The 23,128-nt window shown below is 62.2% G+C and carries 21 protein-coding genes; 4 read left to right on the top strand and 17 right to left on the bottom strand.

Going from position 1 to position 23,128, the window contains the following annotated elements; all coding sequences use genetic code 11:
- Positions 1–42: 42 nt before the first annotated feature.
- The 6 genes from OIS50_RS17545 to OIS50_RS17520 all read right to left on the bottom strand — a co-directional run bounded on the left by OIS50_RS17545 (position 43) and on the right by OIS50_RS17520 (position 6,046).
- Positions 43–453 (bottom strand): hypothetical protein, encoded by a 411-nt coding sequence (locus tag OIS50_RS17545; protein WP_264691938.1) that lies wholly within the window; start codon positions 451–453, stop codon positions 43–45.
- A gap of 100 nt (positions 454–553) precedes the next feature.
- Positions 554–1,066, bottom strand: coding sequence for a hypothetical protein (locus tag OIS50_RS17540; RefSeq protein ID WP_264691937.1), 513 nt, complete (start codon positions 1,064–1,066; stop codon positions 554–556).
- 69 nt (positions 1,067–1,135) lie between these two features.
- Positions 1,136–1,495 carry a hypothetical protein gene (locus OIS50_RS17535; protein ID WP_264691936.1) on the bottom strand — a complete coding sequence of 120 codons (360 nt, stop codon included), beginning with the start codon at positions 1,493–1,495 and terminating at the stop codon, positions 1,136–1,138.
- A 133-nt stretch (positions 1,496–1,628) separates the two neighbouring features.
- Entirely contained in the window at positions 1,629–3,668 is a 2,040-nt protein-coding gene (uvrB, locus tag OIS50_RS17530; RefSeq protein ID WP_264691935.1) for an excinuclease ABC subunit UvrB, read from the bottom strand.
- A gap of 139 nt (positions 3,669–3,807) precedes the next feature.
- Positions 3,808–5,382 (bottom strand): hypothetical protein, encoded by a 1,575-nt coding sequence (locus OIS50_RS17525; protein ID WP_264691934.1) that lies wholly within the window; start codon positions 5,380–5,382, stop codon positions 3,808–3,810.
- Positions 5,363–6,046, bottom strand: a complete 684-nt coding sequence (locus OIS50_RS17520; RefSeq protein ID WP_264691933.1) for an RNA polymerase sigma factor — start codon at positions 6,044–6,046, stop codon at positions 5,363–5,365. The genes OIS50_RS17525 and OIS50_RS17520 overlap by 20 nt, the downstream gene beginning before the upstream one ends.
- Positions 6,047–6,370: 324 nt before the next feature.
- On the opposite strand from OIS50_RS17520, the gene wrbA reads away from it, so the two are divergent.
- Complete coding sequence (wrbA, locus tag OIS50_RS17515; RefSeq protein ID WP_264691932.1) at positions 6,371–6,985, top strand: NAD(P)H:quinone oxidoreductase; 615 nt, start codon at positions 6,371–6,373, stop codon at positions 6,983–6,985.
- An 89-nt stretch (positions 6,986–7,074) separates the two neighbouring features.
- Here the strand turns inward: wrbA and OIS50_RS17510 are convergent, their stop codons facing one another.
- Positions 7,075–7,848, bottom strand: a complete 774-nt coding sequence (locus tag OIS50_RS17510) for a LytR/AlgR family response regulator transcription factor (RefSeq protein WP_264691931.1) — start codon at positions 7,846–7,848, stop codon at positions 7,075–7,077.
- 43 nt (positions 7,849–7,891) lie between these two features.
- Positions 7,892–9,046 carry a sensor histidine kinase gene (locus OIS50_RS17505; RefSeq protein ID WP_264691930.1) on the bottom strand — a complete coding sequence of 385 codons (1,155 nt, stop codon included), beginning with the start codon at positions 9,044–9,046 and terminating at the stop codon, positions 7,892–7,894.
- 260 nt (positions 9,047–9,306) lie between these two features.
- On the opposite strand from OIS50_RS17505, the gene OIS50_RS17500 reads away from it, so the two are divergent.
- From OIS50_RS17500 to OIS50_RS17490, 3 genes are all read left to right on the top strand, one after another.
- Entirely contained in the window at positions 9,307–10,236 is a 930-nt protein-coding gene (locus tag OIS50_RS17500) for an ABC transporter ATP-binding protein (RefSeq protein ID WP_264691929.1), read from the top strand.
- Positions 10,233–11,063, top strand: coding sequence for an ABC transporter permease (locus tag OIS50_RS17495; RefSeq protein ID WP_264691928.1), 831 nt, complete (start codon positions 10,233–10,235; stop codon positions 11,061–11,063). The genes OIS50_RS17500 and OIS50_RS17495 overlap by 4 nt, the downstream gene beginning before the upstream one ends.
- Before the next feature lie 340 nt (positions 11,064–11,403).
- On the top strand, positions 11,404–14,034 hold the full coding sequence (locus OIS50_RS17490) for a TonB-dependent receptor (protein WP_264691927.1): 2,631 nt from the start codon (positions 11,404–11,406) through the stop codon (positions 14,032–14,034).
- A 131-nt stretch (positions 14,035–14,165) separates the two neighbouring features.
- Here the strand turns inward: OIS50_RS17490 and OIS50_RS17485 are convergent, their stop codons facing one another.
- From OIS50_RS17485 to OIS50_RS17445, 9 genes are all read right to left on the bottom strand, one after another.
- Positions 14,166–14,909, bottom strand: a complete 744-nt coding sequence (locus OIS50_RS17485) for a shikimate dehydrogenase family protein (RefSeq protein WP_264691926.1) — start codon at positions 14,907–14,909, stop codon at positions 14,166–14,168.
- 89 nt (positions 14,910–14,998) lie between these two features.
- Positions 14,999–15,649, bottom strand: coding sequence for a DedA family protein (locus tag OIS50_RS17480; RefSeq protein ID WP_264691925.1), 651 nt, complete (start codon positions 15,647–15,649; stop codon positions 14,999–15,001).
- 82 nt (positions 15,650–15,731) lie between these two features.
- The gene (locus tag OIS50_RS17475) at positions 15,732–17,084 is read right to left on the bottom strand and encodes a PQQ-dependent sugar dehydrogenase (protein ID WP_264691924.1); all 1,353 of its coding nucleotides are present in this window, start codon (positions 17,082–17,084) and stop codon (positions 15,732–15,734) included.
- A 78-nt stretch (positions 17,085–17,162) separates the two neighbouring features.
- Positions 17,163–18,086 carry an alpha/beta hydrolase gene (locus OIS50_RS17470; protein WP_264691923.1) on the bottom strand — a complete coding sequence of 308 codons (924 nt, stop codon included), beginning with the start codon at positions 18,084–18,086 and terminating at the stop codon, positions 17,163–17,165.
- Positions 18,087–18,153: 67 nt separating this feature from the next.
- On the bottom strand, positions 18,154–18,708 hold the full coding sequence (locus OIS50_RS17465) for a GNAT family N-acetyltransferase (protein WP_264691922.1): 555 nt from the start codon (positions 18,706–18,708) through the stop codon (positions 18,154–18,156).
- 149 nt (positions 18,709–18,857) lie between these two features.
- Positions 18,858–19,691 carry a phosphosulfolactate synthase gene (locus OIS50_RS17460; protein ID WP_264691921.1) on the bottom strand — a complete coding sequence of 278 codons (834 nt, stop codon included), beginning with the start codon at positions 19,689–19,691 and terminating at the stop codon, positions 18,858–18,860.
- A gap of 133 nt (positions 19,692–19,824) precedes the next feature.
- Positions 19,825–21,222 carry a tetratricopeptide repeat protein gene (locus OIS50_RS17455; protein WP_264691920.1) on the bottom strand — a complete coding sequence of 466 codons (1,398 nt, stop codon included), beginning with the start codon at positions 21,220–21,222 and terminating at the stop codon, positions 19,825–19,827.
- Positions 21,223–21,309: 87 nt separating this feature from the next.
- On the bottom strand, positions 21,310–22,323 hold the full coding sequence (locus OIS50_RS17450) for an NAD-dependent epimerase/dehydratase family protein (RefSeq protein ID WP_264691919.1): 1,014 nt from the start codon (positions 22,321–22,323) through the stop codon (positions 21,310–21,312).
- A gap of 37 nt (positions 22,324–22,360) precedes the next feature.
- Positions 22,361–23,038, bottom strand: a complete 678-nt coding sequence (locus OIS50_RS17445; protein ID WP_264691918.1) for a tyrosine-protein phosphatase — start codon at positions 23,036–23,038, stop codon at positions 22,361–22,363.
- Positions 23,039–23,128 lie beyond the last annotated feature (90 nt).

The following is a 23,128-nucleotide window of genomic DNA, read 5'->3' as shown; positions in this document are numbered from 1 at the left end:
GCACCTAGGGCGTTGGCGTTTGGGGGCAAAATCAACCGGCGGTTACTTCGCTTTGCGGAAGGTGTAGCGCGTCAGGAAAATACCCTGACCGGTGGAGCCGGCGTTTTGCAGGGTTTGCGTGAGCGGCGTTACCTGAAACAGCTCCCAGCCATCGGCGGTGGCTTCGCTGAGGTAGCGCAGGATGGTTTCTTCGTTCGTGCGCACGTTGGCAATGTTGATGCCCGTGAGGCTAAACAGGTTTTCCATCTGGGCTTCTTTGGTGCCTTTGAACTCGGGCGTGAACAGCACCCGCGAACGGCCCAGCCCACCGGCCACGATGGACTCGATGGTGGTCATTTGCATGTACTGGTACCCGCCGGCGGGCTTGCTTTGGGCCACGGCGCGCTGCGGCAGCAAGGGCAGCATCAGCAAAAGCAGCAGGGGCAGCAGGAGGCGTAAGCGTAGGTTGCGCATGGTAATGGTGGCTGTGTGGTTGAGAGTGGTCAAAGCTACGGCGCCCCCGGCGCTTGCCCAAAGCCTGCGGGCCGGCCGCCACCTAGGGCGCCGCCGGGGATTAGCGCGGCTTGCGAAGCAGGTACACCAGGTTGCCATCGGGCCCGCCGGCCACCTGGCACACCTCCCAACCGGCGGCCGCGGCTTTGTTTACGGCCGCCGTCAGGGCGTCGCGCATCAGCTCCTCACGCTGCTTCATGGCATCCAGCATGCGCTGGTTGTTTTGCCGTTCTTCCTGCCGGGCCTGCTGGTGCGTCAGCCGGCGGGTGGTGCCGTCGGGTTCGGTAATGGTTATGCCTTCCGGGCTCGTTTCGGTGGTGGTGCCGGCGCCCGGGGTGGGGTTCAGCAGCTGCGCGTAGTACTTGGCCAGCAGCTCGGGCTCTTTGATGCGCAGGGTTTTCTCCCCGTTCAGCTCGGGCGAAAAAACCACCGCGGGCGTGTTCGGCATTGCTTTTTGGCCGCCGTAGTAAAAAATGTGCATGTACTGGTAGCGGGCCTGCGCACAGGCTGGCAAGGCCACCGTAAGGCCCGTAGCCAGCAGCACGGCCAGCAAACAACGAGTGATAAGGTGCATGGGGTACGTTGATAAGTGAATAACCGCCCGCAACATATCACGCCTCGGGCTTATTTGCTGCGGCGGCACCTAGCGCGGTTTGCGGAGCAGGTAAATAGCGCCGACCGTGTCGCCGTCCTCTTTGTCGGGCAGCACGCTCACCAGCTCCCACTGCTCAGCCGAAAGATTGTTTAGCAGGCGGCTCATGGCTTCCCAGCCCAGTTGCTTGCGGTCGATTATCTGAAAGCGTTGATCGAGGTAATCCGTTACCCGCATCCACTCCTTGCCCTGGTAAGCCGGCGAGAAGAAAAGGGAATTGCCGCGGTAGCGCACGTGCATAAACTGGTAGGCGGGCGCGGCAGCAGGTGCTTCGGCCGGGGCAGGCACTTGCGCCTCAGCCGAAAAAGCCGAAAACAGGCCGCCAAGCATCAACGGTAGCAGGAAACGCATAAGGGCAGTATGGGGGTGCGGCGCGGGCTGAGCCCGCCATTTGTATAGCACGCACAATATATATACCAAAACAAACGCCAGCCCGGTAGCTCCGGGCTGGCGTTTTAGGCAATGGCACCTAGGGCAGGTGCGGCTAGTCGCGCTTCGTCTTCAGCAGTTGGCGCAGCGAGGCCAGCTCGTCGCGGAACTTGGCAGCCTGCAAAAAGTCGAGCTCCTTGGCGGCGGCTTCCATTTGCTTTTCGGTTTGCTTGATGAGCTTCTCCAGGTCCACTTTGCTCATCATGGCTACCACGGGCTCGGCGGCAATGGCCAGGCCGCCGCCATCTTCGTCGGGGCCGGCGTAGGCTTGCGGCTCGGGCACACGGTAGTCCGAGAGCGAGGTTTGCTCCATAATGGCCTCGCGCGACTTGCGCACCGTTTTGGGCACAATGCCGTGCTCCAGGTTGTAGGCCATTTGGGTGGCGCGGCGGCGGTTGGTTTCGTCCATGGCGCGCTGCATCGAGCCGGTAATGCGGTCGGCGTACATAATCACCTTGCCGCGGTCGTTACGGGCGGCGCGGCCCATGGTCTGGATGAGGCTGCGCTGGTCGCGCAGGAAGCCTTCCTTGTCGGCATCGAGAATGGCCACTAACGACACCTCGGGCAAGTCGAGGCCCTCGCGCAGCAGGTTCACGCCGATGAGCACGTCGATTTCACCTAGGCGCAGCTGGCGCAGGATTTCCACGCGGTCGAGGGTTTTCACGTCGGAGTGCACGTAGCTAACCTTGATGTTCAGGCGCTCCATGTACTTGGTGAGTTCCTCGGCCATGCGTTTGGTGAGCGTGGTTACCAGCACCCGGTCGCCCTGCTTCACGCGGTTGTCTACCTCGTCGAGCAGGTCGTCGATTTGGTTGATGCTCGGGCGCACTTCAATTTCGGGGTCGAGCAGGCCGGTGGGCCGGATAATCTGCTCCACCACCACGCCGCCGGAGCGCTCCAGCTCGTAATCGGCCGGCGTGGCCGACACGAAAATGGCCTGCTGGTACATGCTCTCGAACTCGTTGAAGGTGAGCGGGCGGTTGTCCATGGCCGAGGGCAACCGGAAGCCGTACTCCACCAAGGCGGTTTTGCGGCTTCGGTCGCCGCCCCACATAGCCCGGATCTGGGGCATGGTTACGTGGCTTTCGTCGACGATGAGCAGGTAATCCTTCGGGAAGTAGTCGAGCAAACAGAACGGCCGGGCGCCGGGCGTGCGGCGGTCGAAGTAGCGCGAGTAGTTCTCGATGCCCGAGCAGTAGCCCAGCTCCCGAATCATTTCTAGGTCAAACTCGGTGCGCTCCACAATGCGCTTGGCTTCGGCATCGCGCCCCTCCTTCTCGAAGTAGGCGTGCTGCTGCACCATGTCGTGCTGAATTTCCTTGATGGCCTGGTGCAGGGTGTCCTTGCCCGTTACGAACAGGTTGGCCGGGAACAGCGCAATGTCCTTTTCCTCGCCCAGCTTTTTGCCGCTGGCCGGGTCGATGCGGTGAATGGCCTCGATTTCGTCGCCGAAAAAGTACACACGGTAGGCGTAGTCGAGGTAAGCCGGGAAGATGTCGACGGTATCGCCCTTCACGCGGAAGGTGCCGCGCGTAAACTCTTGCTCGGTGCGCGAGTACAAAATCTGCACAAACTGGTAGAGCAGGTTGTTGCGCGAGTGGCGCATGCCGGGCTTCAGAAACAACACGTTTTTGCCGAACTCCTCGGGGTTGCCGATGCCGTAGATGCACGACACCGAGGCCACCACAATCACGTCGCGGCGGCCGCTCAGCAGCGACGACGTGGCGTGCAGGCGCAGCTTCTCGATTTCCTGGTTGATGGCCAAGTCTTTCTCGATGAACACATCGGTGCTGGCGATGTAGGCCTCGGGCTGGTAGTAGTCGTAGTAGCTGATGTAGTACTCGACGGCGTTGTTCGGAAAGAACTGCTTGAACTCGCCGTAGAGCTGCGCAGCCAGCGTTTTGTTGTGGGCCAGAATAAGCGCCGGCCGGCCGGTTTGGGCAATTACGTTGGCCACGGTAAAGGTTTTGCCGGTGCCGGTGGCACCCAGCAACACCTGCGACGGCTCGCCCGACTCGACGCCGCTCACGAGCTGCGCAATGGCTTTGGGCTGGTCGCCGGTGGGCTTGAATTCGGAGGTCAGTTGATACTCCATGCGGAGGGGTTTCGGAGAGCGGGAAAGATAACCCTTCTTAACTGCAGCGCGCCTCTTGAGGTTTCCGAAGAGGCAAAAGAAAACCCCACAACCGGCAACCGGCTGCGGGGTTTTGCTTGGGTGAGTGAATGGTAGGGAACTAGGGTTGTAAAGCTACTTTGCCGCCGCCAAACTCCACGCTGGCCGACAAGCCAACCGCATAAGGCCGCGTACGCTCGCCCCACTGGCCGGCCGGGTTGCTGTTGAGGGTGCTCAGGCCGGCTTCGGCTTCCGGCCCCAGGAACACCTGCCAGTTGCCACCGGCGGGGGCGTAGCGCAGGCCGGCGCTGCCGCGGGCCGCGGTAAGCAACCGGCGGTAGGCGCCGTCGTTGCTGGCGGCCTGGTCGCCTACGGTGGTGCGGGTGCGCAGCAGCACGTTTACGGCCGCACCCACCGCCGCATACACCGATACGCCGGGCTTGCGGCCCTCGTAGCGCAGCTGCACGGGCACGCCGGCGGTGGTCATGCGGTAGCGGCCTTCTTGCTGCGTTTGGCTGGCCGGGCCGGTACCGGGGTAGTACGACTGGTACTGCCGCGGCGTCTCGCGCATGGTTTCACCCGAAATGCTGGTCAGCTCCACGCCGGTAAGCAGCGTCCAGCGCTTTTTACCCAGGCTGATGGCGCCGCCTAGGTGGCCGCGCTGGGCCAGGCCCGGCTGCAGCTTGGTGGGCGCGGGCGGCGGGGCCATAAAGTTGGTGGTGGGGTCGGCGGCGCGCAGGGCCAGGCCTTCGCCGGTGGGGCTACTTACGTTGGGTACGAAGCGCTCGGCCGCGTAGCCGCCGCGCCACCGCCAGCGGTTGGGGCGGCTGGTTTCTTTCTCGTTTTCCTCGCGGGCAGGGCGCGTGGCGGTTTGGGCTACGGCCTGCTGCAGCGGCGCGCTCAGCAAAGCGCGTTTCACTGAATCGGGGTTCAGCAGGTTGCCGGCAAAGCTGGCGGGGCGCAGTTGGGCGGCTACGGGCTGCACTTCGCTGGCTGCGTAGTGGCCGCCGTTGCCGCCAGCCGGTGCCTGGGCTTGGGCAATAGCCGTGCGGCTACCGGTAACCGGGTTGGCACCGCGCGGCCGGAACATGCCGGGCCGCTGCAGTCTGCCCGCTGCCGAGCCGCCAAAGGTTTGCTTAATGGCTGCCAACGCACGGCCTGCAGCACTGCGGCTGCCAGAGCCATCGGCCAGCAAGGCCGTGGCCCCGTGCGTTGCCGGGGCCGGCTGAGAGGCAATGCTACCGCCTGGGTTGCTGCCTGCTGCCGGAGTGTTGGCAGCCGTAGCGGCACCTAGGGCGCGGCGCGGGTTGCCGGCGCTGGCTTCGGCTGCCTGCCCGGCGGCGCCTAGGTGGTTATCGGGGCTGGCAACAGAGGCACTGGCCAGGCCTTGGCGGCCATCGGGCGTGAATACCGTGGCGGTGGCGTTGCTCGATGAGGTATTGAACTGAATGCCTTGCTGGGTAAACCAGCCGCCCAGGCCCAATGCGGCCAGCACGGCGGCCGCCGCGGCGGCGCGCCGGTAGCCCAGCAGGCGCTTGCGGTAGCCTTGGTTTTCGCGCACCAGCAAATCGTGGTCGAGCTGCTCCCACACGGCGGCGCGGGGCGTTAGCTCGGCCTCGGCAAACCGCTGGCGGAACAAGTCCTCCAGGCTGCCGGTCGGCTGTTGGTGGTCGTTATTATTGGAAACGGGTGTCATTGCAACGTTGGTCGAGACGTTCGAGCTTGGCTTTGAGAATAGCACGGGCGCGGGAGTACTGCGATTTGCTGGTACCCTCCGATATGCCGAGCATATCGCCAATTTCTTTGTGGCCGTAGCCTTCGATGGCAAACAGGTTGAACACCATGCGGTAGCGCGGGGCCAGTTCCTGAATCATCTTGAGTAATTCGTCGAAGGAATAGTTCGACAGGATGAGCTCCTCGTCGGCTATGGCTTCGGGGTATTCGCTTTCGGTTACGGCCAGCATGGGCGCGTTGCGGCGGTGCTGCCGCAGCGCAGCGTTAATCATGATGCGCCGCACCCAGAACTCGAGCGGACACTCGCGCCGGAAGTGGCGCAGGTTGCTGAACACGGTTACAAACCCCTCCTGCAGCACGTCTTCGGCCTCGAAGGTAGTTTGGGAGTAGCGGGCACACACGGCCAGCATGCGGCTGGCGTAGCGGGTGTACAGCTCCTTTTGGGCCACGCGGCTGCCGTCGAGGCAGGCATCGATGAGTTCGGCCTCGCTCCAGCGCCCCGAGGGCTGCAGCGGGCGGGCGGGCGCGGGCTTCACCTCGGGCTCAGCGGTTGCTGCTGGCGCCGAAACACTAGCCACCAGCCGCCCCAGGTTGGTGCCACCAAAGGCAGCGGCCAGGGCGCTCATGCGTAGTTCCGGGAGGGGCGGCCGGTTCCGCGGCTAACCGGAGCGGCGGCGGCGCCGCACTCCTGCATTTGTAACGTGTTCATCATACGCTGATGGTCCACCTAATGTCGAAAGCTACCGGCGGTGTGGGCCGGCAATGGTAAGAGTCGGGAGTATAGCGGGCGGTTGCATGGGCCGAAAATATTTTCGGCGAAAGCAGGGCTTGCACCCACAAACCCGTAGCTGGGCGTAACCATCGTGCTTGCATCCATGTAGATACACGACTTGCCGCCCCGCAACTGCCCGGGCAACCGCCCCACCGTTTCACCTAAATATAGGATCTGCATGAGAACCCTCGTTTTGTTTTACTCCACCTATGGCCACGTCTGGACGCTGGCCGAGGCTATTGCCCAAGGCGCCCGCGAAGTTGAAGGCAACCAGGTTGACGTGATGCGCGTGCCCGAAACGCTGCCGCAGGAATTGTTGGAGCAAATTGGCGCGGCCCAGGCGCAGCAGGCGTTTGCCCATATTCCGGTAGCCAAGGCCGAAGACCTGGTGAATTACGACGCCATCATCTTCGGCACGCCCACGCGCTACGGCAACGTGGCCAGCCAGATGCAGGCTTTCCTCGACGGTACGGGGGGCTTGTGGGCCAAAGGTGCGTTGGTTGGCAAAGTGGGCGGCGCTTTTGTGAGCACGGCCACCGCGCACGGCGGCCAGGAAACCACCATCCGCTCGTTGCACACCGAGCTGTTTCACCACGGCATGGTGCTGGTGGGCTTGCCCTACGCGTGGCAGGGCCAAACCCGCATCGATGAGGTAACCGGCGGCACGCCCTACGGCGCCAGCACCATTGCCGGCGGCCGCGGCGAGCGGATGCCCAGCGAAAACGAGCTGGAAGGTGCCCGCCACCAGGGCAAGTTCACGGCCGAAATTGCCAGCAAGCTCGCCCGCCCCTAACCTCACCCAGGGCCAACCACAAAACGAAAGCGGGCCGGATGCACTATGTAGCGCATCCGGCCCGCTTTCGTTTTGTGGTTGGCCCGGCTTTAGAGCAAGTTGTAGGCCCGGATGGTAGCCGCGAAAGAGTCGCGGTAGGTGTCGCCGATGGGCAGCAGGCGGCCGGCTACCTGTACTTTGCTGCGCTCCACGTGCTCGATGTGGTTGAGCGCCACGATGTACGACTTGTGAATGCGCGCGAACCGATCGGGCGGCAGCACCTCCTCTACCCTTTTGAAGGATTGCAGCGTGAGGATTTTGCTGCCCAGGGTGTAAATCATGAGATACTCCTTCATGCCCTCGATGTAGAGGATATCGTTGAAGGCGACGCGCTGCAGCCGGTGCTCGTTTTTCACGAACATGGCATCGGGCGCTACGGGTACCGGTGCGGCTTCGATTGGCGCCGGTGTTGGCGGGGCCGGCGCAGCCACAGCCGAAACCGAGGCCGGCACGTGCCGCACTTTGTTTACGGCCTGCACAAACCGCTCAAAGGCAATGGGTTTCAGCAGGTAATCGGCTGCGCTCAGCTCGTAGCTCTGCACGGCGTACTGATCGTAGGCCGTGGTGAAGATGACCCTAGGTGCGGGGCTGGGCAGCAGCTGCACCAGCTGCAGGCCGGTGATGCGCGGCATGTGGATGTCGACAAACACCACGTCGACGGGGTTGTCCTGCACAAAGGCCAGGCCCACCAGTGCGTCGTGAAACTGGCCTTTCAGCTCGAGGTACGGCACTTGGGCGCAGTACCCGGCCAGCAGGTCGAGGGCCAGGGGCTCGTCGTCGATGATGACGCAGGTAAGCTTGCGGCCGGGCGTAGCGTTGTCCATAGGCACTAAGATATTGGTATAGGCTTGCTGACCTAGGTGGCCGTTAGGCCGGCAGCAAGGTAAGCTCGACGCGGTGCTGCCCGGGTTGCTCGCTGATGTGCAGGTGGTGCCGCTCGGGGTAAAGCAGCTCGAGGCGGCGGCGCAGGTTTACGAGGCCTACGCCACCGGGCTGCTCCAGAGCCGGGCCGGGCGCGGCAGGCGCGGTGGCGTTTTGCACCGCAAAGTGCAACACACCCTGCGCATCGAGCCCCAACTCAATCACCACCGCGGGTCGGGCCGTGAGGTCGCCGTGCTTGAAGGCGTTTTCCACTAAGGGCTGCAGCAGCATGGGTGCAATGGGGTAAGCTACATCGGCGCTGATACCGGCGGTGCTGAACACGATGGCATCGGCGCCGTTGGCGGGCAGGCGCAGGCGCTGCAAATCCAGGAAACTACGCAGGTGGTTGAGCTCTTTGCTGAGCGGTACGGCATCGGCCGAGCTTTCGTAGAGCATGTAGCGCATGATTTCGGAGAGGCGCAGCACGGCCTCGGGCGCCCGGTCCGACTTTTGGCTGGCCAGCGAGTAGATGTTGTTGAGCGTGTTGAACAGGAAGTGCGGGTTCACCTGCATTTTCAGCAACGACAACTCCGTAAGCAATTGCTGGCGCTCCAGCTCGCGGCGGTTGCGCTGGGCCAGCAGGTAGTCGCCGGTAACCTTCAGGCCCGAGCTGAAGAAGATGGTCATCAGCCCGAATACTACGTACGAAATCAGCAGCGCAACCCAATACTGTCCTAGGTCGCGGGCTTCAGACAAGGTTTTCATCAGCCAGCCGGCGCCGAAACGTAGCGGCACGAAAAGCAGCAGCAAACCCAACACGCCCAACACGTAAGAACCTAGGCGGTTACGCGCTAAAGTGCGGGGTATCAGGGTTGCCCAGTTCAAGTAGAATATCAGGGAGGCTAACGCGTCGTAGAGCAAGGCGCGTAGCACGAGCATGTCTAACGGGGGTGGGTTTTTGTTGGTAAGCGCCGTGTAGCCGTGCATCACATCGGTAAGCACGAGCAGCAACACCCACAGCACGTGCACCCATGCCGGCACGCTTGCCAGGCCGGGCGCATTGGGCCACCATTGCAGCTTTGAGATAAAGCGCAGGCGGCCAGAGGAGCCTTGCGTAGTAGCCGATGCCGGCAGGGCCGCCGAAGTAGCAGAGTATTCCACGCTTGGAAGATAGGGCGGCCGCCCCGTTGCGCCTAGGTGTTTTCAACCAACGGGGCGTTTGGCACCCCCAACCACCTAGGGCCGGCCACCAACACTACTGGTGGTAAGCGGAACCTGGTTGCGGAGCCGGGCGCAGCGGTTGGAGGGTCGAAATCAGGCGTTTCGGCTGGCAATACGGGGCTTGGTCGAAAAAGCCAGCAAGCGCAAAATCGACCGCCTAGGTTTGGGACAGTTCTTCGCTCAACCACTCCTCCGTTGCCATGCCTGCAGCCGAACTACTCGCCGAAACCCGGCACCTCTCCTTTCGCTTTGGCCAGCGCCAGGTACTCCACGATGTAAACCTGCAGGTGCCGCAGGGCAGCATCTACGGCTTTCTGGGGCCGAACGGCGCCGGCAAAAGCACCACGCTGCGCATACTGCTGGGGCTGCTGCCCAGCCCGGCCGGCTCGGTGCAGCTGTTCGGCCACGACCTAGGCCGCCACCGCTTGCAGGTGCTTAGCCGCGTGGGTGCCCTCATCGAAATGCCCTCGCTCTACGACCACCTCTCGGGCCTGCAAAACCTGGAGGCCACCCGCCGCCTGCGCGGCCTTGCCAAAGGCCGCTCCGAGGAGGTGCTGGCAGTGGTAGGCCTGGCCGCCGATGGGCACCGGGCGGCGGGCGAGTACTCCCTGGGTATGCGCCAACGCCTGGGCCTGGCCCTGGCCCTGCTGCCCAACCCGGAGCTGCTCATCCTCGACGAGCCCACCAACGGCCTCGACCCCACGGGCATTATTGAGGTGCGCGAGTTGCTGCGCCGCTTGCAGCAGGAGCATGGCAAAACCATTCTGCTCTCCAGCCACCTCATCAGCGAGATTGAGCGCGTGGCTACCCACGTGGGCGTCATTCAGCAGGGCCGGTTGGTATTTCAGGGCAGCCTGGCGGCTTTGCAGCACCGGCAGCACGGCCACACGCAGCTCATCATCGAAACCGACGACGCGGCCACCTGCCGCAACCTGCTGCCCCTCGACCTAGGCGCCGCTACCGTGGTAGGCCCAGGCACCTTGGCCCTGCCCTACCACTCGCAGGAGCAAGCTGCCTACCTGGCCCAGCAGCTGGTAGCCGCCGGCCAACCGCTGTACGGCCTGCGCTGCCAGCAGCAAACCCTCGAGCAAACCTTTCTGCACCTCACCGAAACCACTACCGCCCAATGAGCCTCGCCTTGTCGCCTTCCGTTGCTGCTCCTTCGTTTGCCCAGCAGCTCGCCCGCAGCCTCTCGGCCGATGCGCTTAAGCTGCGCCGCACGGCTGCCCTGTGGCTGGCCCTGGGTAGCGGTGCGCTGCCGGTGCTGCTGTCGTTCTGCATCTACTACTTCAAAGGGCACGAAATTCTGAAGCCGGGCCAGCCACCGTGGGCCTCGTACGTGATGCAGAACTGGCAAACGGCTACCGGCCTGCTGCTGCCGCTGTTTGTGGTACTGCTCACCAGCCTGGTGCTACACATCGAAAACAAAGCCAATGCCTGGAAGCACCTGTACGCGCAGCCTGCCAGCCGCCTGGCCCTGTTTGCGAGCAAGTTGCTGCTGTTGCTGGGCCTGAACTTGCTGGCGCAGGTGCTGTATGCAGGGCTGCTGCTGCTCTCGGGTTACCTGCTGGGTGTGTTGCGGCCCGAGCTGCACTTTCAGGACTTTGCTGCGCCTGCTACCAAGGTTGGGCTGCTGCTGCTGCACACTTACCTGGCCACGCTTGGTATACTGGCCCTGCAGTACCTGGCCGCCCAGTGGTGGCGCTCGTTTGTGGCGCCGGTAGCCATTGGCATGGGCTGCGTAGTGGCCGCAATGGCGCTGCTCCGTTGGGAGCACATCGAGTGGGTGCCCTATGCCTCGCCGCTGTTGTCGTTGGGCAACCTGCGGGCGCCGCAGCATGACTTGCTGCAGCCGCTAAAACTGCCTTTCAACGAGCTTACCTCGCTGGGCTGCTTTGCCGGAACGCTGCTGATTGGCTACGTAGCGCTGGGTTTCCGGCACGAGCGCGTGAAGTAGCACTTGCAGGAATTTCAGAATAGATGCAACCTTTTCTATATAGCCCCGATCCTTGGACACCAAACGTCGAGCAGGCATCACATCATTAGGTGATTGATTCTCAAACTCGGCCGCCGGTTCTTTGTGCGCGCATCAGACCCGATATATAATAATACAAGCTACCTTGTTTTGCAAAGTACACCTTAGTACTTTTGCCGCCGCAAACCACACCCAACCCTGATTACGCCTGCTCAACCCAGCGGGCAACCTCCCCACCCACATTGCCTCGCTTAGGCTTGGCCAGCTACAGCTATGCCCTGTGGCTACCTTCTTCTCTCTTCAGCCGCCATCGTTCCGCACTATGAAAAACGCCGTACTGCTTTTGCTCGCCTCGTCGGGCCTGCTTACTGGCAACGCCCTTGCCCAAAACCCTGCTACCAGGCCTGCTGGTCCGCCGGCTGGTGCCCCCACGGGCGCGCCGGGTGGCGCCAGCCCTAAGTCGCCGCTGCTGGCGGCGCCGGCCCCGCGCGGCAACGGCCGCATCAGCGGCAAGGTGGTTGATGCCGCTACCAAGCAGCCGGTAGAGTTTGCGACGGTAGCCCTGCTGCCGGCCCAAGGCGAGCAGCCGCTCGATGGCGCCGTGGCCGACGACAAAGGCAACTTCAGCATCAAGGGCCTGGCCGAAGGCTCGTACCGCTTGTCGGTAAGCTTTATCGGCTACGGCAGCCTGGTGCAACCCATTACCCTGGCCGATGGCAAGATGAACCTCGACCTAGGCGCCATTGCGCTGCAGTCGCAGGCAAAGCAGCTGAACGAGGTAACGGTAACCGGCGAACGGCCCGTGGTAGAAAGCAAGCCCGACCGCCTGGTTTACAACGCCACGCAAGACGCCACCAACCGCGGCGGCACCGCCGCCGACGTGCTGCGCAAGGCCCCAATGGTAAGCGTGGACCCCGACGGCAACCTGCAGCTGCGCGGCTCCGGCAACGTGCGCGTGCTCATCAACGGCAAACCCTCGGCCGTGGTGGCCGGCGACATAGCCCAGGCCCTGAAGCAATTGCCCGGCGACCAGATCAAGAACGTGGAGGTGATTACCAACCCCTCGGCCAAGTACGACTCCGAAGGCACGGCGGGCATCATCAACATTGTACTGAAGGAAAACAACCTGCAGGGCGTAAACGGCAACGTGGGCGTGGCTGTGGGCACCCGCAACTCCAACGCCAACCTAGGCCTGAATGCCCGCCGCGGCAAAGTGGGCCTTACGGCCGCGCTCAACGGCTTTGGCTTTTACGCGCCGGGTATTCAGGGCGTCGACCGGGTAGACCGCCAGGTAATTGCCGTGGAGCGCGACGCCAACGGCGTGGAGCGGCGCATCATCACGGAAGGCTTCCTGACGCAGCGCAACGACGGCTTTGGCGGCGGTGGCGGCGGCAACGGCCGCATCGGCCTCGACTGGGAGCCGGCGCCCAACCACGCTTTCAACGTTACCTGGAACGCCAACAGCTTCCGCAACCGCTTCGATGTGGATGTGCTGAGCCAGTACCGCGTGGCCGAAGGCGAGCCGCTGAGCCCGCGCAACAACTTCGAGCGCGACCTGGCGCAGCAGTTCCGCACGCAGAGCTACGACCTCACGGGCTCGTACACGCGCAGCTTCGGCCAGCAAAGCCGCCGCGAGTGGACGGTGCTGGCCCAACACTCGCGCAACCGCAACCGCCGCTTTTACACCCTCGATGAGTTTGCCCTGGGTGGCTCCGAGGCCGACGCGTACTACCGCGAGGAAAGCCCCAACCTGGCGCGCAACCTCGAAACCACCATCCAAACCGACTACGTGCACCCGCTGTCGGACAAGCAAACGGTGGAAATCGGCGGCAAAACCATCATGCGCAACGTGAGCAGCGACTTCCGCCTGAGCAACGGCTTCGGCAACGGCCCATTGCTGGAAGACGCCGCGCGCACCAACGTGTACGACTACAACCAGGACGTGCAGGCCGTGTACGCCACCTACGGCACGGCCCTAGGTAAGAAGTACAACGTGCGCCTCGGGGGCCGCCTGGAGCGCACCGAGCTGGGCGGCAACTTCCAGGGCGAGGCCGACCGCTTCAGCACCGATTACACCAACCTGCTGCCCAACGTGTCGCTCACGCGCAACCTCAAGCAGCAGGGCTCCACGGTGCGCCTCAGCTACTCGCGCCGCATTCAGCGCCCCAGCATCTTCTTCCTGAACCCCTACCGCAACCAGATCGACCCGTACAACGTGCAGTTTGGCAACCCCAAGCTAGATGCCGAATTCTCGGACAACTACGAGGTGAACTGGAACACCTTCGTGAAGGGCTCGGTCATCAACATCACGGCTTACTCGCGCATCACCAACAACGCCATCGAGGCCAAGCGCGAAACCACCACGGGTCTTGATCCGCAGGGCCGCGAAATCAGCATCGTCGAAACCACCTACGGCAACATTGCCCGCAACCAAACCTTCGGCCTGAACTTGTTTGGCTCGGTGAAGCCCTTGCCGAAGTGGGATATCAGCGGCAACGTGAGCGTGTACTACGTGTACCTGAAAAGCGGCGCGCTGAACACCTCGAACAGCGGCCTGGTGTACTCCACCAACATCAACTCGGGCTACAAATTCGACAAGGGCTACAGCCTGCAGTTCTTCGGCATGCTGAACTCGCCGCGCATCCAGCTGCAAGGCAAATCGTCGCCCTGGCAGATGTACTCGTTCGGTCTGCGTAAGAACATCCTGAAGGACAAGGGCGACCTGACGCTGAACGCCGACAACCCTTTCACGAAGTACGTGCGCCTGACCAACGACTTCCGCACGGCCTTCTCCGATCAAACCAACACCACCAAGGTGTATAACCGCGGCGTGCGCCTGGCCTTCAGCTACCGCTTTGGCAAGCTCGAGAACAAGCCGCAGCGCCCGAAACGCAGCATCCGCAACGACGACCAGAAAGCCGGCGACGGCGGCGGCGGCCAGGGCGGTAACTAATTAGCCTGCACAGCGGCGGCTCGGCCGCTCACGAAGTGACAACCAACAGGCTATTAGCAACGGGCCGGCTCTCGCAGGAGAGCCGGCCCGTTGTGTTGGTGCACGTCTGGGTGCTGCTGCCACCTAGGGCCCTACCGATTCCAGATGGCCCAGGCAGCCTCGGCTTGCAGGCACAGCATCTCGAAGCCGTTTTGCGCTTGGGCGCCCTGGGCCCGGCCGCGGCGCATAAACTCGGTTTCGGAGGGGTTGTACACCAGGTCGAAGAGGTAGTGCTGGGGCGTAAGGGCTTCGTACGGTATGGCCGGGCACTCCTCGATGCGGGGGTAAGTACCCAGGGGCGTGGTGTTGATGATGAGCGTGTGGGCGGCCATGAGCTCGGGCGTCAGCTCGGCGTAGGTAAGGCCGGCGGTAAGCCGGTCGCGCGACACGAGCCAGTAATGGATATCCAGCTCGCGCAGGGCTACCTCCACGGCTTTGGAGGCGCCGCCGGTACCCAGCACCAGGGCCGTGGCTTTGTCGCCGCGCAAGGGGTAAAAGCGCCGGAGCGAATCACGAAAGCCCACGTAATCGGTGTTGTGGCCAATCAGGCGGCGGTCGGCGTCGAACTGAATGACATTGACGGCCCCGATGCGCGCCGCCGACGAATCGAGGGCGTCGAGGTAGGGCAATATCTGCTCTTTGTATGGGATGGTAACGTTGAGGCCCTGCAGGTTGGGGTGGCCGGCTACCAGCGCCGGCAAATCGCGCACGTGCTCCAGCTCGAAGGCTTCGTAGGTGCATTCGCGCAGGCCTAGGTGCTGAAACTTCTGAAAGAAGTAGGTAGGCGAAAACGAGTGCACCAACGATTTGCCAATCAGGCCAAATTCACGAGCCATACAACAGCGGATTTTACCCCGAAAAAACAAAAAAAACCGCCCCGGCCAAAGTTAGCCGGGGCGGTTTTGCGCTTTGGAATGTGCAAATACTAGCGAGCTGGCGAGGCAAAGCGCTGTTTCAGAAACTCTATCACCACGGGCAGCACCGATACGGCGATGATCAACAGCGTGAACAGGCCGAAGTTTTTCTGGATAAACGGAATGCCGCCCAGGAAATACCCGGCCATGGTAAGCGACACCACCCAGATAACGCCGCCCACCAAATTGTACGACAAGAACTTGCCGTAGCTCATGGTGCCCACACCGGCGATAAACGGCGCGAACGTGCGCACGATGGGCACGAAGCGGGCAATGATGATGGTTTTGGCGCCGTGCTTTTCGTAGAACTGCTGGGTGCGCAGCAGGTGCTCCCGCTTCAGGAAACGGTAATCGCGCCGGAACACGCGCGGGCCGATGTAGTCGCCGATGTGGTAGTTGAGCGTATCGCCGAGTACGGCCGCCACAATGAGCAGCACAATGAGCAGCACCACGTTGAGGGGGCTGTTGGGCAGCGCCGCCAGCGAGCCGGCCGCAAACAGCAGCGAGTCGCCGGGCAGGAAAGGCAGCACCACCACGCCGGTTTCGACGAAGATGATCAGGAACAGAATGGCATAGGTCCAGACGTCGTACTGCTGAATCAGCTCGGCCAGGTGCTTATCGAGGTGCAGGACAATGTCGACGAAGTCCTTAAGTATTTCCATAAGAGCAGGGTTATCCTGCAAAGTAAACGCCTAGCGCGCAAAGGCCCACTGCCCCGGCCTGCTTGCCGGCCCTAGGTTGCGGCTACTTAAGGCTGCCCGATGGGGCCACGCGCCAAATGCGGTTGCCGGCATCGTCGGCTACCAGCAGGGCGCCATCGGGTGCCACGGCTACGCCTACGGGCCGCCCGTACACCTCGCGTGTTTGCTCGTTGGCAATAAAGCCCGTCAGAAAATCCTCGGGCTTACCGGTGGGCTTGCCGTTGCCAAAGGGCACATACACCACTTTGTAGCCCGAAAACGCGGAGCGGTTCCAGGAGCCATGCTGCCCGATAAAAGCACCGCCGCGGTAGCGCTGCGGAAAAGCCTCGGCATCGTAGAAGGCCAGGCCCAGCGAGGCGGTGTGCGGCCCTAGGTCAACCTCGGGTGCTATTGACTTTTGCACCAGATCGGGCCGCTCGCCTTTGCGGCGCGGGTCTTCCTTCTGGCCAAAATAGGCGTAGGGCCAGCCGTAAAAGCCGCCTTCGCGCACGCTGGTGAGGTAATCGGGCACCAGGTCGTCGCCGAGTTCGTCGCGCTCGTTCACGGCCGTCCAGAGTACTTGCGTGCTGGGGGCCCAATCCATGCCCACCGGGTTGCGCAAGCCCGAGGCAAACACGCGCTGGCCCGAGCCATCGGGGTTGATTTCGAGGATGAGGGCGCGGCCGCGGTCGTTTTCTTCGCCGTGCTCCATCACGTTCGAGGCCGACCCAATGGAGACGTAGATTTTGGAGCCATCGGCCGAGGCCAAGAGGTTGCGCGTCCAGTGGTTGTTGTAGCCGCCTACGGGCAGGTCAAGAATCTTCTCTCCTTTGCCCGTGGGTTTGGTTTGGCCCGGCTGGTACGGAAAGCGCAGCACGGCATCGGTATTGCCCACGTAGAAGTAGTTGCCCACGATGGTCATGCCGAACGGCTGGTTCAAACCCGTCAGGAACGTTTCGCGCAGTTCGGGCTTGCCGTCCTTGTTGGCATCGCGCAGCAGCGTAATGCGGTTGGCGCTGGTTTCGCGCATCGAGCGCGACTCTTTCAGGCCCTCCTTCTTCTCGCCCTTGGCCGTGGAGGTACGAGGTACCGTGTTCGACTCGGCCACGAAGATGTCGCCGTTGGCGGCCACGTAAATCCAGCGCGGGTTTTGCAGGTCGCGGGCGTATTCGCTTACGCTGAAGCCCGCTGGTGCAGCGGGCGTTTTGCCGGCCGGCCAGCCAATAACTTTGCTGAACTTCTGGCTCGAAGGCGTGGCGTAGGGCTCGGGCAGGTTGGCGCCCGAGGCAGGCTGCTGCGCGGCGGTGTCGGCGGCGGCGGTACTGGTGGCAGCGGTGGTTTCGGATTGTTGTTGCTGGGAGCAGCTGGCCATGGCGGCGCAGGCTACAACCATCAACAGGTGCGGCAACTGTTTCATGGTAGGCTCAGTGGTTTAACCTCCCGTATTACTGCCTTTTGGGTGCAGGGTTGCCTAGGTGCTGTGCCGCTGCTTGCGCTAGCGGGGTTGCGTGCCCAACAGAAAACGCGCCGGCGTGGCAAAGCGCTTTTTCCAGGAGCCCTCGTTGTGGGCAGCGCCTTCAAACTTCAGCGTTTGCCACCGTTGCGCATTGTAGCCTTTGGCACGCAGCAGGCTGTCGATGCGCAGCTGGTGCGCCTCGTAGCGGGCATCGAGCGTGGCGGTGCCGTAATCGAAATACAACCTAGGGCCACGCTTGCCGCGCGGGAGCTTACCAGCGAGGTAGCGCAGCATGGCGTTGGTGAAATCGGGCGTGTTGTCCTGCAGTCTCAGGGGCCAGTGGGTTGATACGCACGCTGCTCCGCCGAATACCTTCGGGTACTCCATGGCCGCGTACAGCGAAATCAGCCCGCCCATGCTCGAGCCGCCGACGAACGTGGCGCTGCGGCGCTTGTCGGTGCGGTAATGCCCGTCGATGTACGGCTTCAGCTCTTCCACCACAAAGCGCAGGTAAGCATCGGAAAGGGGCTGACCGGGCCGTTCGCGCGCTAGCTGCTCGCGGCGGGCCGCCGACATCAGCTGGTAAGGCTTAGCCGGAGCGTACTCAGCAAAGCGCAGATCGGTGTTCCAGATGCCCACCACAATTACATCGCGCACTTGCCCACCTAGGGCCGCGAGCGTGCTATCGACCTCCCACGCCACGCCGCCGTACGCCGTGGCCGGGTGGTAGAGGTTCTGGCCATCGTGCATGTAGAGCACGGCGTACTTGCGGCCGGGCTGTGGGTAGCCCTCGGGCAGCCACACATCCACGTTCCGAGGCTTCACGTGCTTCGATTTGAAATCGGCGAGGTGCTCTACCCGGCCGGGGTCGCGCGGGTTATAGGTCCGGAAAGCAGCCAGCAGCAGGCACATGGCCATCAACTGCAGGGCGCGGTAGTACCAATGGGTATGGCTAAGGGGCATAAGGCTGGGCGAAGTGTCTACCACCTAGGGCTGGTTCCTATTATTAACGATTTGCACACAGCAGTAGCTAGCGCGGAGCCAAGCGCGAGTAGATGACGGAATCGTGGAACTGCCCGTTGTGGTAGAAGTTCTCGCGGAAGTAGGCCTCCTGCACAAAGCCGTGCTTTTCGAGCAGCCGCCGCGAGGCCGCATTGTTGGGGTTTACGTTGGCCTCGAGGCTGTGCAGCCCTAGGTCTTCGAAGGCGTAGCGGCACACCTCGTCCAGGGCTTCGCCCATCAGCCCTTGGCCCCACAAATCGGGGTGCAACAGGTAACCTAGCTCGGCGCGGTAGTGCTCGGCCGTAATGTTCCAGGGGCCAATGGTGCCTACTATCTCGCTTTCGTCGGGCGGCAGGCAAATGCCCCACATCACGCCTTGGTTTTTGGCAATGCTCTCATCAATGCTTCTGATCAGCTCCAACGCCTGCTCCTCGGTGCTCATCGGCTCGCGGTCGAAGTACCGCATCACGCGTTCGTCGGAGCGGAGCCGCAACAAAGCAGCTGCATCGGTGGGCAGCATGCGGCGCAGGCACAAGCGTTTGGTCCGCAGCTCGGCAACGGGCGAAAGGTTAATCGTGAGCATAAACAAACCTAGCGGGTTTCTGCTAAGCCACAACTCACCACCGAGCCTTACCCGCGGCTAAGTGCTGGCGGCAAGGCGCCCGGCTGGCCTGCAAACAAAAAGCGCTGCGCACCTAGGGGTGTGCAGCGCTGATGTGTACGCAAGTAAGCTTAGCCGCGCGGCATCGAGGTACCGGGCTTGGTACCAGGCTTTTCCGAGGGCTTGAACATGGGGTCGACGGCGTCCATGTCGAGGAAGTGCGAGAACGTGTCGCCGCGCAAGCCCAAACGGATGGTTTCGAGGCTAACTACCTCCGAAGGCGCAATGTTGCCGAGGTTTACGTTGGCGCCGAGCAGCTTCACAAACCAAACCTGCTGGGCCTTTTGCGGGGCTTCCCACAAAATGCGCTCCGACGGAATTTTGGTCAGAATTTCTTCTACCAGACCCGAGCGTACTTCGCCGGTGCTGCGAAACAGGCCCACGTTGCCACCCTCGCGGGCTTCGCCAATAACCTTGAGCGCGCCGGCTTCCAGCTCGGTTTGCATCTGGCTGATCCACTTGTAGGGCGGGATGATCTTCTCGGCGTCTTTGGAGCCTACCTCCGACAGTACCTTCACCTGGCCCGACAACTGCCGAATGAACTCGCACTTCTGGTCGTGGTCGAGCTCAATCGAGCCGTCCGAAACCTCCGCGTATTCCATGCCGAACTGGTCGAGCAGGCGGCGGTAATCGTCGAACTGTCCGCGGATGATGAAAGCCTCGAACAGAGTACCCCCGAAGTACACCGGAATGCCGGCGGCCTTGTAGGCCTCCAGTTTTGGGCGCAGGTTGGGCGTCACGAACGACGTGGCCCAGCCTAGTTTCACAATGTCGGTATACGCCGCCCCTACTTCCAGAAAGTCTTCTACTTCGCGTACGCTCAGGCCTTTATCCATAACCATGGTAAAGCCTTGCTCGCGGGGTTTCTCGGTGCGTTCGGGGATTTGGGTAAGATCGTAGTTCATGCGTTGGTGTGGGGTAACGAGGCTTGGGCGCACCCGCCTAAGTAAGCAGACAAAAGGCTTGAAAAAGGTGCTACACCTCTTTCAAGCCTCTGTTATCTACGTACTCAGTACTTGGTACCCAATACTCAAAAATCTACTTGCGGTATTGCTCGATCAGCCGCGTTAGGGCGCGTTGCTGCTCCAGCTCCGGAAAGAACTCGAACAGCAGCTTGTGCTTGTCGAAGTCCAAAAGTAGGGCATTTTCGAGTACATCGTATGCCTGGCGGTAGCGGCCACCGGCCAACAAGTAGGCGCACAAACGGTACATCAGGTCGGCTTCGGTAGGCAACAACTCGCTGGCTGCCTTCATCAAATCGATGGCGGCGTCGAAGTTGCCTTGCTCGTACAAAATGGCGCTCCAGTTGATCCAACCTTCGGGCATTTCGGGTGCTACCTGCGTGGCTTTGTCGTAGGCCTCGAGGGCGCTGACCACGTTGCCCACCTGGTACTCGGCGTTGGCCAGGGCCAGCCAATACTCGCCGCTTTCCTCGTACAGGCTCACGGCTTTGCGGTAAAAGTGCAGCGCCTCAAACCAGTGTTCCTGCGCATCGAGCACCACCCCAATGCCAAACCACGCCTCGTCCATCTCGGGGTCGATGTCGAGGGCCTGGCGGTAGTAGCGCCGGGCGGCGTCCCACTGGCGCAGCTTTTCGTGGCACTCGCCGATGTTGCACAGGGCTTCGGCCGTGGGCTTGCCTTCCTCAAAGCTCAGCTGAAACTCCTCGATGGCCCGCTGGTACTCCTCCATGCTCACGAAAGCACTGGCCAGGTAGGCGTGAGCTTCGTAAAACTTCGGGTCGATGACGATGGCGTAGTCGAAAGCCTGCGCGGCGTTGCCGAACTGGCCCGCCTTGTAGTAGGCCTGCCCTAGGTTGTACCAGGCAATAGCCGAGTAAGGGTCCTCGTCGGTGAAGCGCCGGAAGAACTCCAGGTTCTGCTCCAGCCGCCCCGATACCTCCAGGCAGTACAGCAGTTCCTGCACGGCCGCGTCGTTATCGGAGTTGATGCGCAGGCTTTGCTTGTAGTTGCGGGCCGCGCTCTTGAACTTCTGCCACTGCTGGTACGCCAGCCCTAGGTTAAAGTAGATGTCGTCGCGGTCGGGGGCACGCTCAATGCCTTGCTGAAAGTACCCTACGGCCGCCGCAAAGTCGCCCTGCTGCGTGGCAATGATGCCGCGCGTTACGGGCACATCGGCGCTGTCGGGCTCGCGCCCGGCTACTTCGTCTATTTGTTGTAAGGCCTGCTGGTATTCGCCGCGCATTGCCAGCACCTGCGCCCGGTCGATGAGCAGCTCCGTGGAAAACGGGTACTGGGCAACCGCCGCTTCGCAGGCCTGCAAAGCTTTGTCGAACTGGGCCGTGGAGGTATAATGGTCGATGATGTTCTCGAAATCCGCCAGATCAAAGAACACCGGTTCGCCTTCGGCAATCATGCGCTCAAAGCGGCGCACGGTTGCCAGTACTTCGTCCTGTTCCTCAGAGTGTTCGTTCATTCTCATGTTATCAGCAAACGAATGCCGCAGCCGTGTAGCTGCCGGCACCCCTCTTCTGTACGGCTTGCCAATAGTTGCGGACAGGCCCTAGGGTTGTACAACCCCGCTGGCGGGCGTGGAGTTCGGAGCGGCCATCAATCCGGCGCAGGCCCACTGTATTGTTTCCGGCAGCGGCCGGAAACGCATGCCCGTGGCCTGCTGCACCTTCGCGGCGTTGTACACCACCGGCCGGCGGCCCGCACGGGCCGTGTCCTTAGTGATGAGCGGCCGCGAGCCGGTGAGCACGCCCCGTACGTGCTCGAACCGCCAGATGATTTCGGCGGCCCAATCGGGTACCTGCACCGTCGGGGGCTTTTTGCCGAAGCAGGCCGCGGCCTGGCGGAAAAACTCGATGAGCGGCAGCGCGCCGGCACTTAAAATGTACCGTTCGCCCGTCACGTCAAGCTCCAAAGTCAGGCGCAGCATGGCTTCCACCACGTCGCGTACATCTACAAAATTAACGCTTCCGGGGGTGTAAAACGAATGCTCTTTGTAAGCATACCGAAATAGCTGCGTGCTGCTCCGCTCCCAGTTGGTGGCACCCAGGATAACCGAGGGGTTTAGGATGACAGCCGACAGGCCTTCGGCCACGCCCCGCCACACTTCCGTTTCGCCTAGGTACTTTGAGGTGGCATACGCGGGGTGCGCGGCCCCTAGGTCCCATTTAGCCTTTTCATCAAGCTCGGGGCTGGTGGCGGTAGCCGGCAAACCGCCCAGCGCCGCTACCGACGATACATGACACAACCGAACACCGGGCCGGGCCAGGCAGGCATCTACCACGGCGGCGGTGCCCTCCACGTTTACCTGCCGGAGCAGTTCTTCGTCCTGCGGCGCATACGAAACCAGCCCGGCGCAGTGAAACACGTGCGTTACTCCGGCCGTGGCTGCGCGCAGCACGCCCGAGTCGCGCAAATCGCCCTCTATCCATTCTACGCGCTCGGCACCGGGCACGTGCGCGGGCACTTTCTCGCGGTACAACGCCCGAACAGCAAAGCCCCGGGCCAGCAGCGCCGGAATCAAGTAAGAGCCGATTAAGCCGCTGCTGCCAGTTACAAAAATCATCGGGTAGAAAAGAGCCGGTGGGTGCGCAGCCTCCCTGCTACAACTCGCGGTTGAGCAACGGCAAGCGCAGCAGTTTGCCTAGGTACTCGCTTTGCAACACCCGCTGCAGCGAGTTGGTGTGCTTGAGATTATGCGCATCGGTACCCGCAAAGTCAACCATGCCGGCATCGATGAGTTTTTCCGCTACTCGTTTGGCCCCCGAAGAGTAGTAACCCACCAGCGAATTCAGGTTGAGTTGTAGCAACACCCCGCTTTCCCGGATTTTCTCCAGCTCGGCAAAACGGCCGTAGAGGTAGGTATACCGCTCCGGGTGCGCCAGCACGGGCTGATAACCAGCGGCTTTTAACTCAAAAACCGCCTCCTGCAGGTTGAAGGGCTCGTTGATGTACGATGTTTCGAACAGCAGGTAGCGCTTCTCATCGCCGAAGCTCAGCAATTGCTCTCCGGCCGCAAGCTTGCGCGTCAACGATTCATCGAGGTAGTATTCGGCCGCGCAGGCTAGCTCCAAACCACAGCCAGCTTTGGCGGCAGCTACTTTCAGTTTGCCCAGCGCAGCATGCACCTCCTCGGGTGTATTGCGGTAAAAATCGCCCATGATGTGGGGCGTCATCACCAGCTTACGGTAGCCCAACGCTTCCATAGCCCGCAACAGCTCCACCGATTCTTCCACCGACTCCGCGCCATCGTCGAGGCCAGGCAGTAAGTGCGAATGCATATCGGCTCCCAGCTCAGCCAGCGCGAATTCAGTTACGCTTGTCCGCCGTCCAAAGAGCTTTTGAAGTAGTGAGGCCATAGAAGTGTAGCC

Origin of the sequence: Hymenobacter sp. YIM 151858-1 (assembly GCF_025979705.1) — a bacterium.
In the GTDB taxonomy this organism is placed as follows: domain Bacteria; phylum Bacteroidota; class Bacteroidia; order Cytophagales; family Hymenobacteraceae; genus Solirubrum.
Note: the sequence above shows the minus strand (reverse complement) of the source record. Positions and strands in the feature narration are given on the sequence as shown.